The following is a 15,899-nucleotide window of genomic DNA, read 5'->3' on the forward strand; positions in this document are numbered from 1 at the left end:
AATGCACATTCTCGCCACCACATCTTCGTCTCTGGACGACCTGATCGAGCCGGTTGATCTCAACCAGCCGCGATCGGACGTGGTGATGCTGTCTTTTTCGGCAAGCGATCTTGCCGGGCTGGAACAGGCATGGCGGCAGGCAGAGGGCGCGCTTCCGTCCCTGTCTGCCGCCAACCTCTCCGAGCTTCGGCATCCGATGTCGGTCGATCTGTGGATTGAAAAGACGGCCGAACATGCCCGTGTCATCCTTATCCGGATTCTCGGCGGCGCGGAACGCTGGCGCTATGGCGTCGATCAGCTCAGCACGATGGCGCGGCGACGTGGCATAAAACTTATGCTCCTGCCGGGTGAATGCAGTGAGAGAGACGAAAAGCTCGAAGCAGTCTCGACTGTTGATCGCCAGACGTTGGCGTCCGTCCTCGCCTTCTTCCGCGAGGGTGGGCGGGAAAATATGGACCGGCTTGCCATTGGTCTTGCTGCCCTTGTAGGTGGTGGCGCATGGCCAGATATCGAGGCTCAACCGCTGCCGAAAGCCGGCTTTTACCGGCCGGGTAAAGGCGTCGTGGATCAGGCGGAAGCCTGCGCCGGTTTTCCCGCCGTTGCAGCTGTCCTTCCCATTCTCTTTTACCGCTCCATGCTTCTTGCGGCCGATGCGGCGCCCGTGGATGCGCTTTTTAACGCGCTCTCTCAGCGCGGTTTTGCGCCATTGCCGATTTTCGTCAGCGGCCTCAAGGATGGGGAGGCGATCCGCTTTCTCGAAACCGTACTGCCCGAACTCCAGCCCGCCGCCATCGTTGCCGCCACGGCTTTTGCCAGCCAGATGGACGACAGCGGTAAAACCCTGTTTGACCGCCTCGGCGTGACGGTGTTTCAGGTGGTTATGGCGACGACGCGACGGGACGGCTGGGCGGAAAATGCGCGCGGTCTCAACCCTTCCGATCTTGCCATGCATGTAGTTCTGCCGGAACTCGATGGCCGGATTCTTGCTGGCGCAATCTCATTCAAGCAGGTGCGGACTGATGGCGGTATCAGCCTCATCAATGTACCGGAGGCTGATCGCGTCGAACAGGTGGCAAACCGAATCGCTGCCTTTCTGCAATTAAAACAGTCCACGCCACAGGAACGGCGGATCGTCATTCTGATGCCGGATTATCCCGGTGCTGCGCCGGGGCGCACGGGTTATGCCGTTGGTCTTGATGTGCCGCAAAGCGTGCTTGAAATGCTGCGCGATCTGGCCGCGGCAGGATATGTGGTCTCGGATATTCCCGAAACGGCGCGGGCTTTGCTGCGTTGTGTCGAGCAGCAGGAAGCGGCTGTCGAACTTTCAGACTATCGTGATTTTCTTTTGGGTTTGCCTGAAGGGGTTGCCGCCTCCGTGGATAGCACGTGGGGTTCGGCCGAACAGGACGACGCACTAACCGACGGCGCATTCCGTTTTCGCGTCGCCCGTTTCGGCCAGATATTCGTGGCCCTGGCACCGGATCGTGGGCGAAATGAGGATCGGCGGGTGGATTACCATGACCCTGCCCTGCCGCCACGTCATGCGTTGGTCGCTTTCGGCGCCTGGATGCAGCGTGTCGCAGGGGCGCATGCCATTGTGCATGTCGGTGCGCATGGCACGCTGGAATGGCTGCCCGGCAAGACAGTTGCGCTTTCCCGCGATTGTTTTCCTGAAATCGTCACCGGGTCTATGCCGGTGGTCTATCCGTTCATCGTTTCCAATCCGGGCGAAGCGGCGGTTGCCAAACGGCGGATCGCTGCCGTCACGATCGGCCATGTTCCGCCTGTGCTGGTAGATGCCGGGCTTTCGCCGGAACAATCGGCTCTGGAACAGCTCGTCGACGAATATGCGCAGGCGGATGGGCTCGACCGCCGCCGCCGTGACCGGCTGGCGAAACTGATCGTAGAGAAGGCACTGGAAACCGGTCTTGCGGCGGATGCCGGTGTAGGTGCGAAGGACGATGCCGATGCGGCGCTGTCGCGCATCGACGCCTTCCTCTGCGACCTGAAGGACTTCGCCATCAAGGATGGCCAGCATGTTTTTGGCCGCAGCCCCGAAGGAGAGACCGATCTTCTGAGGCTTGAAAGTGCTGCGGCGGAAAAAACAGCGCTGCTTGCCGCGCTCGATGGCCGCCATATTGTCCCCGGTCCTTCCGGCGCACCCGCGCGCGGGCGTCTCGATGTCCTGCCGACGGGCCGCAATCTTTATGCTGCCGATCCGCGCACCATGCCGACGCCGACGGCTTTCGAGCTGGGCCGCATGGCGGGCGAAGAAGTGCTTCGGCACCATCTGCAATCCCATGGCGACTGGCCGAAACATCTGGTTTTTGATCTCTGGGGCAGCGCCAGCCTGCGCAATGGCGGCGAGGATGTGGCGCAGGCGCTGCATCTGATGGGAGCGAGACCGATCCATGACCCGGCGACGGGCCGCGTCACAGGCATCGAGGTTCTGCCGCCGGCCAGTATCGGGCGGCCGCGTGTCGACGTCACATTCCGGATTTCCGGGCTGTTCCGCGACATGTTTCCGGCGTTGATCGCTCTTCTAGACGCCGCCGCCAAGGCTGTCGCGCGGCGGGAGGAAGCGCCGGGTGACAATCCGCTGGCGGAAGAAGCGGCGGCACTCGGGCATATACCGGCACGCATCTTCGGCTCCGCACCCGGCACCTATGGTGCGGGCACTGAAGAGAAACTCGCCAGCGGAAAATGGGAGGAACGTGAGGAACTAGGGCAAGCGTATCTGGATGCGGCAAGCCATGCCTTTGGTGGTGCGGATGGGCTTGAGATTTTCGAGGATGCCGGTTTTGTCGAGCTGGTACGCCGTGCCGATCTTCTCGTTCACACCGGTGACGATCCGGGCCGGGATCTTCTCGACGGCTCGTCAGATGTCGCTTTCATCGGTGGTTTTTCCGCCGCAAAAGCACTCCTTGGCGGCGTTGCCGATATTGTGGCGCTGGATACGACCGATCCCGCGCGTCCGCGCGCGCGATCCATTTCGCAGGCGCTGACGCGCGTTGTTCGGGCCCGCGCCGTCAATCCGCGCTTCATTGCCGGCCAGATGCGGCACGGCCCGCGCGGGGCGGCGGAATTTGCCGAGACGGTTGACCGGCTGATCGGTTTTGCGGAAACCACCCATGCGGTATCTTCCTCGCTGATCGAGGAGCTTTACGACGCCTATTTCGGCAATGAGGACGTGCGCGATTTCATCCTGCGGGAAAATCCGAATGCGGCGGAGGTCATGGCGACGCGCTTTTTATCTGCCCGTCGTCGCGGGTTGTGGCACAGCCGCCGCAATGCGGTGGATGCGGAACTTGAAATGCTGATCCTGCCCCGTTCTGAAAGGGTCGGCGCATGAGGACGGCCCCTTCCGATCCGGTCCAGCCGTTTGGCCGCCGTGGGACGTGTCCGGCCTTATCGACCCCGATGCTGACCGGTGACGGATACCTGTCGCGCATCGCATTCGAGGCGGATATTGCGCCCCATGATATGATAGCACTTTGCGAACTTGCCGAGCAGCACGGCAACGGGCTGATAGACATCACGGCACGCGGCAGCCTGCAATTTCGCGGCCTGACGCGGGAAAGCGCCTGCGACCTGGAGAATGATGTTCTGGCGCTCGGTTTGCCGCTTCGCGACGGACTGGCAGTCGAGACCTCACCTCTTGCCGGTCGGGACGATCGGGAAATCGCCGATGGCAGTGCTATTGCGGATGAGATTCGCAGAGAGGCTGCCGCGCTGGCGTTGCATGACAACCTCGCCGCAAAAATGTCCGTCATCATCGATGGGGGCGGCCGTCTTTCCATGGGCGATTTGCTGGCCGATATCCGTCTGAAGGCGGTGCGGCTCGATCATCGAGTTTTCTGGCAATTGCTTGTCGGAGGTCCGGAGAGCAAGGCGCTACGGGCGGGATTTGTTGAAGCCGACAAGGCGGCGGATGTGGTCCTGTTGCTGCTCGTCCATCTGGCGGGCAAAGGACCGCTTGCCCGTGGCCGCGATCTGGATTTGCGGACGATAAAGGCGATTTGCGGAGACCGCCTGGTAGATAGCGAGAGCGAAGGCGAAACGCCTGCGCCTTCTTCGCCCCTGGGGCTGATGGCGGCCGGTGATGGTACCTTTGCTGCCGGTATCACTCCTGCTTTCGCGCAAGTTCGTGCTTCCGATCTGTCGCGGCTCTGTGGACTGGCGCACGGATTTGATATCGAAACATTGCGGCCGTCGCTCAATCATAGCCTGCTATTTTTCGGGTCGCGGGATGCTTGCGATGCGCTGATGCAGACTGCGGACAGTGCCGGTTTCATCACAAGGGCAGGTGATGCGCGGTCTTCCATCGCTGTCTGTCCCGGCACGCCGGGATGCGCTTCGGCTTTCTTTCCCACACATGATCTGGCGGCCTTTGCATCGCGGGAATTAGCCTCCATGCTCGATGGCTCCTTCACACTGCATCTCTCCGGCTGCGGAAAGGGTTGCGCGCATCCCGCCCCGTCGCTTCTGGCCTTTTCCGGCACCGCCGATGGTCTGGCCTTTTCGTTTTCGGGCCGCGCCTGCGACCCGCAGGACGGTATTTTACCTTTCGAGCAACAGAGGACGGCGCTTTCGCGGCTTGCCCGTCTTTGCGAAAAAGAACATAAGCCCGGGGAAAACGCTGCCGACCTGCTTGCCCGTCTGGGTAAGGAGGCAATCGTTGCCGCGCTTCGACAGGATGACCGATGACCGACCATGACTATATTCGCGACGGCAATGCGATTTACGAGCGCTCCTTCGCCATCATTCGCGAGGAAGCGGATTTGTCCGCTTTTACCGAAGATCAGGCGGATATCGCCATTCGCATGATCCATGCCTGCGGGCTGGTGGAAGCGGCCAGCCATTTCCGTTTTTCTCCGGATTTCGTTGTCGCTGCACGTGGTGCTTTGCTGGCGGGCAAGCCCGTTCTGTGCGATGCGGAAATGGTCGCCCACGGCGTGACCCGCGCCCGCCTTCCGGCCAATAATGACGTGATCTGCACCCTTCGCGATCCGCGCACCCCTGAGCTTGCGAAAACGATTGGCAATACCCGTTCCGCCGCCGCACTCGATCTCTGGGCGGAAAAGCTGGACGGTGCTCTCGTTGCTATCGGCAACGCGCCGACAGCGCTGTTCTATCTTCTGGATATGCTTGAAAAAGGCGCTCCACGTCCAGCTGCCATCATCGGCATGCCGGTCGGTTTTGTCGGTGCGGCGGAATCGAAGGATGCGCTGGAGGCTAGTTTGCTCGGCATTCCCTATGCCATCGTCAAGGGACGCATGGGTGGATCGGCCATGACGGCCGCTGCCGTCAACGCCGTTGCGAGGGCAGGTCTGTGAGCGCGGCTCTTTTCGAAAATTCCAAGGGTAAACTCGTGGGCGTCGGCACCGGCCCCGGCGATCCAGAGCTTCTGACGCTGAAAGCCGTGCGCGCCATCGAAAATGCCGATGTCCTCGCCTTCTTCTGCAAGAAAGGCAGCAGCGGCAATGGTCGCGGTATCGTTGAGGCCTTCATTCGTCCGGGCACACTGGAAATGCCGCTGGTCTATCCGGTAACCGTCGAGAGCGACAAAAACGGCGAGGATTATCGCGGTGCGATCGCCGCATTTTTTGATCAGTCGGCCATGGATATTGCCGCTCATCTTGATGCCGGGCGGAATGTCGCTGTGCTGTCGGAAGGCGATCCGCTATTTTACGGCTCCTATATGCATCTTCATCTGCGGCTTGCGCCTTCCTATGAGGCGGAGGTCGTTGCCGGCATTACCGCCATGTCCGGCTGCTGGTCGATGGCCGGTCTACCGCTGGTGCAGGGTGACGATATCTTGAGCGTGCTTCCCGGCACGCTTGCCGAAGATGTTCTGACAGAGCGTCTGTCCGGCACGGATGGCGCCGTGATCATGAAGGTCGGCCGCAACCTGCCGAAAATCCGCCGGGCGCTTGAAAAGGCCGGCAAGCTTAATGAAGCGCTTTACGTGGAGCGCGGCACGATGGCGAATAGCCATGCGGTGCGGCTGATCGAGCGGGACGCATCACCCGCCCCTTATTTTTCTCTGGTTCTGGTACCTGGCTGGAAAACCAGACCCGCTGGCGGTGAAGCGCCATGACCGGCAGGCTGGTCGTTGTCGGCCTTGGCCCTGGCAGTTCTGCGCAGGTGACACCGGAGGCGCTAGCCGCCGTTGAGGCGTCGGAGGATTTCTTCGGTTACATTCCCTATCTCGATCGGTTGTCGCTCAGACCCGACCAACGTCGCCATGCCTCTGACAATCGCGAGGAAATCTCCCGTGCCGAACAGGCTCTGCGGCTTGCAGCCGGGGGCGGCAAGGTCTGCGTGGTTTCGGGCGGCGATCCCGGCGTTTTTGCCATGGCGGCGGCTGTTTGCGAGGCGATTGAACATGGCCCGCGCGAGTGGCGCGAAATAGACTTCTCGGTCGTGCCGGGCGTGACGGCCATGCTTGCGGTTGCTGCACGAGCCGGCGCGCCGCTCGGGCATGATTTCTGCGCTATCTCGCTGTCGGACAATTTGAAGCCCTGGGGCATTATTGAAAAGCGGCTGATCGCGGCTGCGGAAGCCGGATTCGTGATGGCTTTCTATAATCCCGTCAGCAAGGCGCGCCCGCACCAGCTTGGCACCGCCTTCGATCTTTTGCGCGCACATTTGCCCGGCTCGGTGCCGGTGATCTTTGGCCGTGCGGCAGGCCGTGCGGATGAGCGCATCCGGGTCGTGCCTTTGTCGGAAGCATCGAGCGACATGGCGGATATGGCCACCTGCATCATCGTCGGTTCGGTGGAAACCCGTCTTATCGAGCGTTCGGACAAAGATCCGCTGGTTTACTCGCCACGTTTTTCGAAAAGAGAAAGCTGATGGCGGATGGCGGTGAGCGCAGTCGCTATATCCGGCACGTTCGCGCCATCGAGGATTGCGGCGTTCAGCTGTGGCGGCCGCTCGATCATGACAACCGGCAGGCCAAGCCGCCTCGCCGCTTCGATCTTGCCGTAACTGGCGTTGCCGCCGGAGTTCTTGGAAACCACAGTGCCGATACGGTTTTCCTCCAGCATGCGGATCTCTTCATCCAGCGCAAAGGGGCCGCGCGCGGTAATATAGCGAGCATCCGGCACCTTCAGCGGCGGCTCTACCGGATCAACGCTGCGAATGAGATAGCTGTGTTGGGGTGCGGCCTCGAAAGGAAGAAGTTCCTGCCGGCCGAGCGCCAGAAACACCCGCTTGCCTTCATCGCCGAGCGCGATAACAGCCTGTTCGACGGTATCGACCCTCTGCCATTTGTCATTCGGTTGGCGGTCCCAGGCGGGGCGAGAAAGTGCTACAAGCGGAACTTTGGCAAGTCTCGCCGCCTCCACTGCATTTGCGGAAATCCTCGCCGCATAGGGATGGGTGGCGTCGACCAGAATATCGAAATTCCCGGTGCGGATGAAATCCGCCAAACCCGCAGCACCACCGAACCCGCCACTGCGCATCGGCACCGGCTGTTCCACTGGCGAAAGCGTACGACCGGCCATGGAGAGCAGGATTCGGTAGCCGGAGTCCACCGCCAGCTTGCCGGCCAGAATGCGGGCATCCGCCGTGCCGCCAAGGATGAGTATGGAGCGTGTCATGACGTCTGAATATTCCGGAACGGGCAACGCTTCCACTCAAAAGAAGGCTTCCACTGAAAAGAAAGGCAAGCCATGGCTTTTCATCGTCGGCATAGGCGAAGATGGGCTGGATGGGCTCGGTCGGAATGCCGTGGCGGCAATAGAGGCGGCCGAGATTGTTTTCGGTGGCAAACGCCATCTGGAACTGGCGGCTGCAGCCATTCGTGGCGAGGCGCGCCCTTGGCCGGTGCCGTTCGATGCGGAGATGAGCGATGTCGTGGCGTTGCGCGGTAGACGGGTCTGCGTGCTCGCCTCTGGCGATCCGTTCTTTTATGGCGCCGGCGTCACACTTCTGCGGCGAATACCGTCGCAGGAGACAGTCTGCTATCCCTCACCTTCCGCCTTCTCCCAGGCCGCGGCGCGGCTTGGCTGGGCTTTGCAGTCGACCGAATGCGTGTCGTTGCACGGGCGTTCCATCGATCTTTTGCGACCGCATCTGCATCCCGGAGCGAGGATCATCGCGCTTACTTCGGATGAGCGCGCGCCCGCTCTCATTGCGGAATTGCTGTCTCAATCCGGTTTCGGCCAGTCGGAATTTGTCCTGCTCGAAGCTTTGGGCGGAAAGCGGGAGAGGCGGCGGCAAATCAGGGCGGTCGATTTTACCTTTGACGACATCGATCCTTTGAACGTCGTGGCTATCGATGTCGTTGCTGCGGAGGGCGCACGCGTCCTGCCTTTTGTGCAGGGGCTGGATGACAGCCTGTTCGAACATGACGGGCAGATCACCAAGCGTGAAATCCGTGCCGTGACGCTTTCATCGCTGGCTCCGCGCCGGGGCGAGCTGCTGTGGGATATCGGTGCCGGTTCGGGTTCGATTGGTATTGAATGGATGCTGTCGCACCCCTCGCTCCGTGCCATCGCCATAGAGCAGCACGCGGAAAGAGCCGAACGTATCGCCCGCAATGCCGAGGCATTTGGCGTTCCGGGGCTTGAAGTCATGATCGGTGCAGCACCTGCGGCTTTTGAAGGCCTGCCTCAACCGGATGCGATCTTCATTGGTGGTGGCGGCAGCGAAACGGGCGTGTTTGAGGCTGCTATGGAGGCCTTGAAGCTAGGCGGGCGGCTGGTTGCCAATGCGGTGACGCTTGAAATGGAAGCGGTGCTGCTTGCGGCCCATGCCAGATTCGGCGGTTCGATGATCCGTCTCGATGTGTCGCGCGTTGTTGCTGTCGGCTCCATGTCGGGCTGGCGTCCGGCCATGCCGGTGACGCAATGGAGCTGGGTCAAGCCATGGTGACTGTCGCTGGTATAGGCTGCCGCAAGGGCACGGGTTCAGATGCAATTATTGCAGCCGTGCACGCTGCCGAGCTTGCTTTTGGCATGACCGTTGAATGCTTGGCGACTGCGCCGCTCAAGGCAAAAGAAGCTGGTCTTGCGGAAGCGGCGAAACGTCTGGCGCTGCCGCTTGAAATCGTATCGAAGGAACAGCTCGAGGCGGCTGCTTCGAAAACAATGACATTTTCACAGGCAAGCCTTGATCATGCCGGGACGCCCAGCGTCAGTGAAGCGGCGGCACTTGCTGCCGTCGGAGAAAATGCGCGGCTGGTCGCGGCGCGTCTCGTGGTTGGCGATGTGACGGTAGCCATCGCCACGACGAGCGACGCGCGAAATGACCGCGCCATCGAACATGGAGAACAAAAATGACGGTTCATTTCATCGGCGCCGGTCCGGGCGCCGCCGATCTCATCACGGTGCGCGGGCGCGATCTTATCGCTGCCTGCCCGGTCTGCCTTTATGCGGGCTCGCTGGTGCCGAAGGCGCTGATCGAGTATTGCCCGACGGATGCACGCATTGTCGATACGGCAGCACTGTCGCTTGATGAGATCGAGGCGGAGTTCGTTGCGGCGGCAAAGGCCGGCAAGGATGTGGCACGGCTGCATTCCGGTGATCTGTCCGTCTGGAGCGCCATGGGTGAACAGATCCGCCGGCTGGAACGGCTGGGTCTCGAGTATACCGTGACTCCAGGTGTGCCCTCTTTCGCTGCCGCCGCTGCCACCCTGCAGCGGGAATTGACGGTGCCGGAAGTGGCGCAAAGCCTTGTTCTGACCCGTATTTCGGGCCGCGCTTCGAAAATGCCCGAGGGCGAGACGCTGAAAGCCTTCGGTGCGACGGGGGCGACACTTGCCATCCATCTCGCCATCCATGCCATCGGCCAGGTGGTGGAAGAACTGACGCCGCTTTATGGTTCCGATTGCCCAGTCGCCATCGTTGTCCGCGCCTCCTGGCCGGATGAGCGGGTCATTCGCGGCACGTTGTTCGACATCGAAGGAAAACTGGCGGCCGAACCGGTGGAGCGGACGGCGCTGATCTTCGTCGGGCACGGGCTTGCCTCGACGGATTTTCGCGAGAGCGCACTTTATAGTACCGATTATGTCCGGCGGTTCCGCTCCCCGAAGGAAGATGCGAAGGGCTGATGCGACGGCGTGGAGGCGGTGCGTCCCTTCAGCGTTCCCTGACGATCGAACACCAGAATATCAAGCTCGATGCCGGCCACCTTCAAAGCGGCAGCCGCTGTTACCCAGGCTTTTTCCGCAACGATCGCGCCGAGGTCTATCCCCGCGCGTTCGGCCAGCTCAAAGGCGTGCGCAACCATGTTGGCCTGACGAATGGCGAGGGCAAGATTTTCATCTCCGCCAGCCTCGGTTGCGAGTACCGCCAGCGCATCAAGATCGGCCAGGCCTTTCTTGGAATGCACGTCCAGCATGCCCTGGGCGAGCTTCGTCATCTTGGCGACGCCGCCGGCAATGGTTACCCGTTCGACGGGGTGGCTGCGCAGATATTTCAGCATGCCACCGATAAAATCACCCATGTCGATCAGTGCGGTCTCTGGCAGGCCGTACACTGCCTGCCCCGCCTTTTCCGAGGTGTTGCCGGTCGCGCCGAGCAGATGGGTGCAGCCGGTGGCGCGCGCCACATCGATGCCGCGCCAGATGGAGTGGATCCATGCCGAGCAGGAAAACGGGATGACGATGCCGGTGGTGCCAAGGATGGAAATGCCGCCGACAATACCGAGCCTGCCATTCAGGGTCTTTTCCGCGATTTTCTCGCCGTCCCGAACGGAAATCTCGACTTCGAAATCGGCATCGTTACCGGCTACTTCGCGAATGGCGGTTTCGATCATCTTGCGCGGTACGGGATTGATCGCGGGTTCGCCCGGCGGAAGGGGCAATCCAGGCCGGGTGATGGTGCCGACGCCTTTTCCGGCCTTGAAGGTTATGCCGCTGCCGGGCTTTCCCCGTCGCACGGTGCTTTCGATCAGCGCACCATGGGTCACGTCGGGATCGTCGCCTGCATCCTTGACGACGCCGGCTCTTGCAAAGTTTTCACCTTTTTCCTCGGTGGCGAGAGAAAATGCCGGCCTCGCGCCGCTTGGAAGTTCGACTTCGACAGGGTAAGGAAACTCGCCGGTCAGAAGGGCAGCGCAGGCCGCCTTCGTGGCGGCTGCCGCGCAAGTGCCCGTGGTCCAGCCGCGGCGAAGGGTCTTTCCATCCGTTTCCATATGAATTCCTATAGCCGGGACGGCTATTTCCGTCATCGTTAAAAAAGCAGCCGAGAAGAATGTCGATAGCGCAGGTTTTGAACAGCATCGCCGCAAAAGGTCCGGTCTTTGAGGCCGGGCATGTCTGGCTCGCAGGCGCGGGTCCGGGCGATGTGCGTTATCTGACGCTCGAAGTGGCGCTCGCCCTTTCGCAGGCCGATGTGATCGTGCGCGACGCGCTGGTGAGCGACGATGTCGTTTCCCTCGGGCCCCAGGCTGAAATCGTGTTTGCCGGCAAGCGCGGCGGCAAGCCGTCGGCAACACAGGACGACATCACTGCCTCGCTGATTGATCTCGCCCGACAGGGTAAGAAGGTGTTGCGGCTTAAGGGTGGCGATCCGTTTATTTTCGGGCGTGGCGGCGAAGAGGCGGAGGCGCTTGTCGGCGCCGGCATCCCATTTCGCATCTTGCCGGGCATGACCTCGTCGCTTGCAGCCCTTGCTTCAGCGCGCATTCCCGCCACCATGCGCGGTATCAGCCGCGCTGTCACGCTTGCCACCGGCCATGCCGCCGGGACCGAAGAGGATCTGGATTGGCTGGCATTGGCGAAGACACAGGAACCCATCGTCGTTTATATGGGGCTTAAGAACATAGGCTCGATCGCCGGTCTTCTGATGCAGGGCGGTCGTTCGGGCAAGACGCCGGTCGCCGTCATCATGTCGGCAACGACCGCGCAAGAACGTATTTTCATCGGCACACTGGAAAGCATAGCTGACGATGCAAAACGGGAAAAATTCGAGGCGCCGGCGCTGATCGTTATTGGCGAGATTGTTTCGATGCGCGACCGACTTGGGGTGCCGACCTTATGACCACACGGGCAATCATCATCGGCGCACCGCGCTCCGGATCCGGCAAGACCAGCGTAACAATCGGCTTGCTCAGGGCCTTTGCCCGGCGCGGCATCAAGGTGCGCGGCATCAAGACGGGGCCGGATTATATCGACCCCGGCTTCCATGCCTTCGCCACCGGCACATCCGGCCTCAATCTCGACAGCTGGGCCATGCAGCCGGAATTGCTTCGACACCTGTTGTTCCAACAGGCTGATGGTGCCGACCTCGTTTTGATCGAAAGCGCCATGGGCCTGTTCGACGGTATCCCCGTGGCGGAAAACCGCACCGGTTCTGCGGCGGATCTGGCCCGGCTGTTCGGCATTCCCGTGCTGCTGGTGCTGGATGTGTCGGGTCAATCGCAGACAGCCGCTGCTGTTGCCTATGGTTTTGCTCACTATGATCCTGTTGTGACCATGGCGGCGGTGGTGCTGAACCGCGCCGGCAGCGAAAGGCACCGGACGCTGTGCACGGAGGCCATCGAAAAAATCGGTCTGCCTGTCGCAGGATGCGTCCTGCGTGATCCGTCACTCATCCTGCCGGAACGGCATCTGGGCCTGGTGCAGGCCAGCGAACATCCGGAAATCGACGCGCATATAGAACGGCTGGCGGATGCGATGGAAAGGTCCATTGATCTCGATGCCTTGCTTTCGCTCGCTGCGCCTGTGGATGTGCCCTCCGGCTCGGTGGAGGCAGCGATTGCGCCGCCCGGCCAGCGCATCGCGCTTGCGGACGACGCGGCTTTCACCTTTCTTTATCCGCACCTCAAGAACCACTGGCATGCAGAGGGGGCGGAGATCGTGCCCTTCTCACCGCTGGCCAGCGAGGCGCCCGATGAGACCTGCGACATTTGCTGGCTGCCAGGTGGTTATCCTGAACTTTACGCTGGAAGGCTTGCCGATGCTGCCGGGTTTAAAGCGGGGATTGTCCGTTTTGCCGAGACGAAGCCGGTGCATGGCGAGTGCGGCGGCTATATGGTTTTGGGAGCGGCGCTGGAAGATGCCGATGGCGTCACCCATGCCATGACCGGGCTTCTGTCACATGCCACCAGTTTTGCCACGCGCAAGATGAACCTAGGTTACCGGCAGGCTGCAATCGTGGCAGATGGGCCGCTGGGCAAAGCGGGTGAGGTTCTGCGCGGCCACGAGTTTCACTATGCGCGTGTTATCGATCCGGGTCACGATGAGCCTTTCGCTCAGATTGCTGACGGGCAGGGTCGTCCGCTCGGCCCCTCCGGTGGCAGGCGGGGTCTTGTTTCAGGCACTTTCTTCCACGCGATAGCCAAAGCCGGGTAAGCAATTTGGCGTCCGGATGCGGGGTTGCGTCAAAGTGGAGCGGGCTGAGAAAGTTTGTAGTCTGGTGCGATAGGTAAGTGCTATATAACCACTGTCGTCCCGAGTTTCCGAAACGCTATTTCAATGAAAAGACTGCGCCTATTCATTTCTGCCGCCCTTGCCGTGGCCATGATACCGGTTCCGCTCGAGATCGGTGCTGGTCAGATGCAGGCTCACGGCGGCGAAGATTATGCAACGCTTGAAAAACTCGGCGCGGCGCTGTTCGATGATGCCAATCTTTCCATGAACCGCACGATGGCGTGTTCCACCTGCCATATGCAGGCGGCGGGTTTTTCCGATGCGCGCGAAAGCGACAAGGTCGGCCGGGACGTCTCTCTCGGCGATGACGGGATTTCGCTGGGCGACCGTAATGCGCCGACTGCAGCCTATGCCCGGTTCACGCCGCCATTCGGCAAGAACGCTGCGGGAGAGTATGTCGGCGGGCAATTCTGGGATGGTCGTGCCTCCCTGCTGGAAGACCAGGCGGGTGGACCACCGCTCAACCCGATCGAAATGGGCATGCCGGATAAAGCCTCTGTCGTCAAACGGCTCAAGGAAAACCCTGATTATGTTGCGGCGTTCGGCACACAGTTCGGCAACGATGTTTTTCAGAGTGACGAACGCGCCTTTGCTGCGATGACCAAGGCGCTGGCGAGCTTCGAGCGTTCCGATGAATTCTCCACCTTCGATTCCAGGTATGACCGTTTCCTGCGCGGCGAAGAAAAGCTGACCGATCAGGAGGAGCTGGGCCGGGTTCTTATCTCCTCGACGCAGTTCACCAATTGCAATACCTGCCATGAAATCCGTGGCGCCAAGGGTTTGGAAGACGGCCTCTTCACCAACCACAAATATTTCAACATCGGTGTTCCGGCCAACACGTCGGTCAGGGCAGCCAACGGCTCCAAGCCGGATGCGGTCGATCTCGGATTGGCGCAAAATCCCGCCGTGGCCGGCGATCCGGCTCAGCGCGGCAAGTTCAAGGTGCCTACCCTTCGCAACGTCGCTGTCACTGGTCCCTACATGCACAATGGCGTGTTTAAGGATCTGCGCACGGTGGTGCTGTTTTACGTGAAATACAAAAGCAAGAAACCCAGCCGGCAGATCAACCCTGAAACGGGTAAAACCTGGGATGCGCCGGAAGTACCTGATAATATCGCCATGACAGAGCTGACTTCCGCACCGGCGCTGGACGACAAGCGTGTGGACGCCATCGTCGCCTTTTTGAAGACGCTGACTGACAAAAGATATGAACATCTTTTGCCAAAGGAAGATGGGCAAGCGACCGCGCCGCCTGCCCAACCGGTTTCGGTGAGTGTTACGCCGAAAGCGCCTTGAATTCTGCGAGAACCGCGTCACCCATTTCGGAGGTGCTGACCTGACGGGAACCGTCGGACATGATGTCGGCGGTGCGGATGCCCTTGTCGAGCACGTTCGCAATTGCAGTTTCGAGCTTCGTTGCCTCATCAACCATGTTGAACGAATAGCGCAGGCACATGGCGAAGGACGCGATCATGGCAATGGGGTTGGCGATGCCCTTGCCGGCAATGTCAGGTGCCGAACCGTGCACCGGCTCGTACATGGCCTTGCGCTTGCCGGTCTTGGCATCCGGTGCACCAAGCGATGCCGACGGCAGCATGCCGAGCGAGCCCGTCAGCATGGCAGCGACGTCGGAAAGCATGTCGCCGAAGAGGTTGTCGGTCACGATCACGTCGAACTGCTTGGGCTTGCGCACCAGCTGCATGCCGCCGGCATCGGCCAGCATATGCTCCAGCTGAACGTCCTTGTATTTCGCAGCGTGGGTTTCGGTGACGACCTGGTTCCACAAAACGCCAGATTTCATGACGTTGCGCTTCTCCATGGAGCAGACGCGGTTGTCGCGTGTGCGTGCCAGTTCGAAAGCGACGCTGGCGATGCGCTCGATCTCGAAGGTGTCGTAGATCTGCGTGTCGATACCGCGCTTCTGGCCGTTGCCGAGGTCGATGATCTGCTTGGGCTCGCCGAAATAGACACCGCCCGTCAATTCGCGGACGATGAGGATATCGAGACCCTCTACCAGCTCCGGCTTCAGTGAGGAGGCTTCGGCAAGTGCCGGGTAGCAGATGGCGGGGCGCAGGTTGGCGAAAAGTTCGAGATCCTTGCGCAGGCGAAGCAGGCCGGCTTCCGGGCGGTGTTCGTAGGGAACGCCATCCCACTTTGGGCCGCCCACGGCGCCAAACAGGATCGCATCGGCGGCAAGGGCCTTTTCCATATCTGCGTCGGAAATCGCGACGCCATGGGCATCATAAGCGGAGCCGCCGACCAGGCCTTCCTGCGTGGTGAAGCCGGCATTTTTCGCGCTGTTCATATAGTCGATCAGCTTGCGGACTTCGGCCATGGCCTCGGGGCCGATACCGTCACCGGGCAGAAGGAAAAGCGTGCGGACTGTCATGAGAACCCTCCTTGGGCGGCGCGCCGGAAACCATCATGAAGGGTTTTCTATTGCGGCGAGCGCGGCGTCAAACTCGTTTCCGTCCTGCCGCCTCACAAGTCTATCGCCAGCCGAACGGGATCGGGG

At 61.0% G+C, this 15,899-nt stretch carries 14 protein-coding genes; 11 read left to right on the forward strand and 3 right to left on the reverse strand.

The genetic code is table 11. The annotated features are described in order from the left end of the window. Window position 1: 1 nt before the first annotated feature. From cobN to ACQZ5Y_RS15055, 5 genes are read left to right on the forward strand one after another with little or no spacing between them, the layout of a single operon-like run. Window positions 2–3,352, forward strand: a complete 3,351-nt coding sequence (gene cobN, locus ACQZ5Y_RS15035; protein WP_174050210.1) for a cobaltochelatase subunit CobN — start codon at window positions 2–4, stop codon at window positions 3,350–3,352. Further along, complete coding sequence (gene cobG / locus ACQZ5Y_RS15040) at window positions 3,349–4,707, forward strand: precorrin-3B synthase (protein ID WP_174050208.1); 1,359 nt, start codon at window positions 3,349–3,351, stop codon at window positions 4,705–4,707. Before cobN ends, cobG begins: the two co-directional genes overlap by 4 nt. Continuing rightward, window positions 4,704–5,336 carry a precorrin-8X methylmutase gene (locus ACQZ5Y_RS15045; RefSeq protein WP_112161622.1) on the forward strand — a complete coding sequence of 211 codons (633 nt, stop codon included), beginning with the start codon at window positions 4,704–4,706 and terminating at the stop codon, window positions 5,334–5,336. Before cobG ends, ACQZ5Y_RS15045 begins: the two co-directional genes overlap by 4 nt. Further along, on the forward strand, window positions 5,333–6,100 hold the full coding sequence (locus ACQZ5Y_RS15050) for a precorrin-2 C(20)-methyltransferase (RefSeq protein ID WP_174050206.1): 768 nt from the start codon (window positions 5,333–5,335) through the stop codon (window positions 6,098–6,100). The genes ACQZ5Y_RS15045 and ACQZ5Y_RS15050 overlap by 4 nt, the downstream gene beginning before the upstream one ends. Beyond that, window positions 6,097–6,858: a precorrin-3B C(17)-methyltransferase gene (locus tag ACQZ5Y_RS15055; RefSeq protein WP_038492574.1), complete on the forward strand. Its 762-nt coding sequence runs from the start codon at window positions 6,097–6,099 to the stop codon at window positions 6,856–6,858. The genes ACQZ5Y_RS15050 and ACQZ5Y_RS15055 overlap by 4 nt, the downstream gene beginning before the upstream one ends. On the opposite strand, the gene ACQZ5Y_RS15060 is transcribed toward ACQZ5Y_RS15055, so the two are convergent. After that, window positions 6,825–7,607, reverse strand: coding sequence for a cobalt-precorrin-6A reductase (locus tag ACQZ5Y_RS15060; protein WP_174050204.1), 783 nt, complete (start codon window positions 7,605–7,607; stop codon window positions 6,825–6,827). The two genes, ACQZ5Y_RS15055 and ACQZ5Y_RS15060, sit on opposite strands and share 34 nt — an antisense overlap. Here ACQZ5Y_RS15060 and cbiE point away from each other — a divergent pair. Genes cbiE through cobM form a run of 3 tightly spaced genes read left to right on the forward strand, consistent with a single transcriptional unit; the run spans window position 7,606 to window position 10,060 of the window. Further along, window positions 7,606–8,883 carry a precorrin-6y C5,15-methyltransferase (decarboxylating) subunit CbiE gene (cbiE, locus tag ACQZ5Y_RS15065; protein WP_174050202.1) on the forward strand — a complete coding sequence of 426 codons (1,278 nt, stop codon included), beginning with the start codon at window positions 7,606–7,608 and terminating at the stop codon, window positions 8,881–8,883. The two genes, ACQZ5Y_RS15060 and cbiE, sit on opposite strands and share 2 nt — an antisense overlap. Then, window positions 8,877–9,290, forward strand: a complete 414-nt coding sequence (locus ACQZ5Y_RS15070; protein ID WP_097101008.1) for a cobalamin biosynthesis protein — start codon at window positions 8,877–8,879, stop codon at window positions 9,288–9,290. Before cbiE ends, ACQZ5Y_RS15070 begins: the two co-directional genes overlap by 7 nt. Next, window positions 9,287–10,060, forward strand: coding sequence for a precorrin-4 C(11)-methyltransferase (gene cobM, locus ACQZ5Y_RS15075; protein ID WP_113556114.1), 774 nt, complete (start codon window positions 9,287–9,289; stop codon window positions 10,058–10,060). Before ACQZ5Y_RS15070 ends, cobM begins: the two co-directional genes overlap by 4 nt. Here cobM and ACQZ5Y_RS15080 read toward each other — a convergent pair. Continuing rightward, a complete protein-coding gene (locus ACQZ5Y_RS15080) occupies window positions 10,015–11,145 on the reverse strand; it encodes a cobalt-precorrin-5B (C(1))-methyltransferase (RefSeq protein WP_174050200.1) in 1,131 nt (376 codons plus the stop codon). The two genes, cobM and ACQZ5Y_RS15080, sit on opposite strands and share 46 nt — an antisense overlap. 59 nt (window positions 11,146–11,204) lie before the next feature. Here ACQZ5Y_RS15080 and cobA point away from each other — a divergent pair, with 59 nt between their 5' ends. From cobA to ACQZ5Y_RS15095, 3 genes are all read left to right on the forward strand, one after another. Continuing rightward, complete coding sequence (gene cobA, locus ACQZ5Y_RS15085) at window positions 11,205–11,993, forward strand: uroporphyrinogen-III C-methyltransferase (RefSeq protein ID WP_174050198.1); 789 nt, start codon at window positions 11,205–11,207, stop codon at window positions 11,991–11,993. Further along, window positions 11,990–13,306, forward strand: coding sequence for a cobyrinate a,c-diamide synthase (locus tag ACQZ5Y_RS15090; protein ID WP_174050196.1), 1,317 nt, complete (start codon window positions 11,990–11,992; stop codon window positions 13,304–13,306). Before cobA ends, ACQZ5Y_RS15090 begins: the two co-directional genes overlap by 4 nt. Window positions 13,307–13,429: 123 nt before the next feature. Beyond that, window positions 13,430–14,680, forward strand: a complete 1,251-nt coding sequence (locus ACQZ5Y_RS15095) for a cytochrome-c peroxidase (RefSeq protein WP_174050194.1) — start codon at window positions 13,430–13,432, stop codon at window positions 14,678–14,680. Here the strand turns inward: ACQZ5Y_RS15095 and leuB are convergent. Continuing rightward, the gene (gene leuB / locus ACQZ5Y_RS15100) at window positions 14,661–15,773 is read right to left on the reverse strand and encodes a 3-isopropylmalate dehydrogenase (protein WP_003516442.1); all 1,113 of its coding nucleotides are present in this window, start codon (window positions 15,771–15,773) and stop codon (window positions 14,661–14,663) included. The genes ACQZ5Y_RS15095 and leuB overlap by 20 nt on opposite strands. Window positions 15,774–15,899 lie beyond the last annotated feature (126 nt).

This window comes from Agrobacterium sp. A3-95, assembly GCF_053521785.1.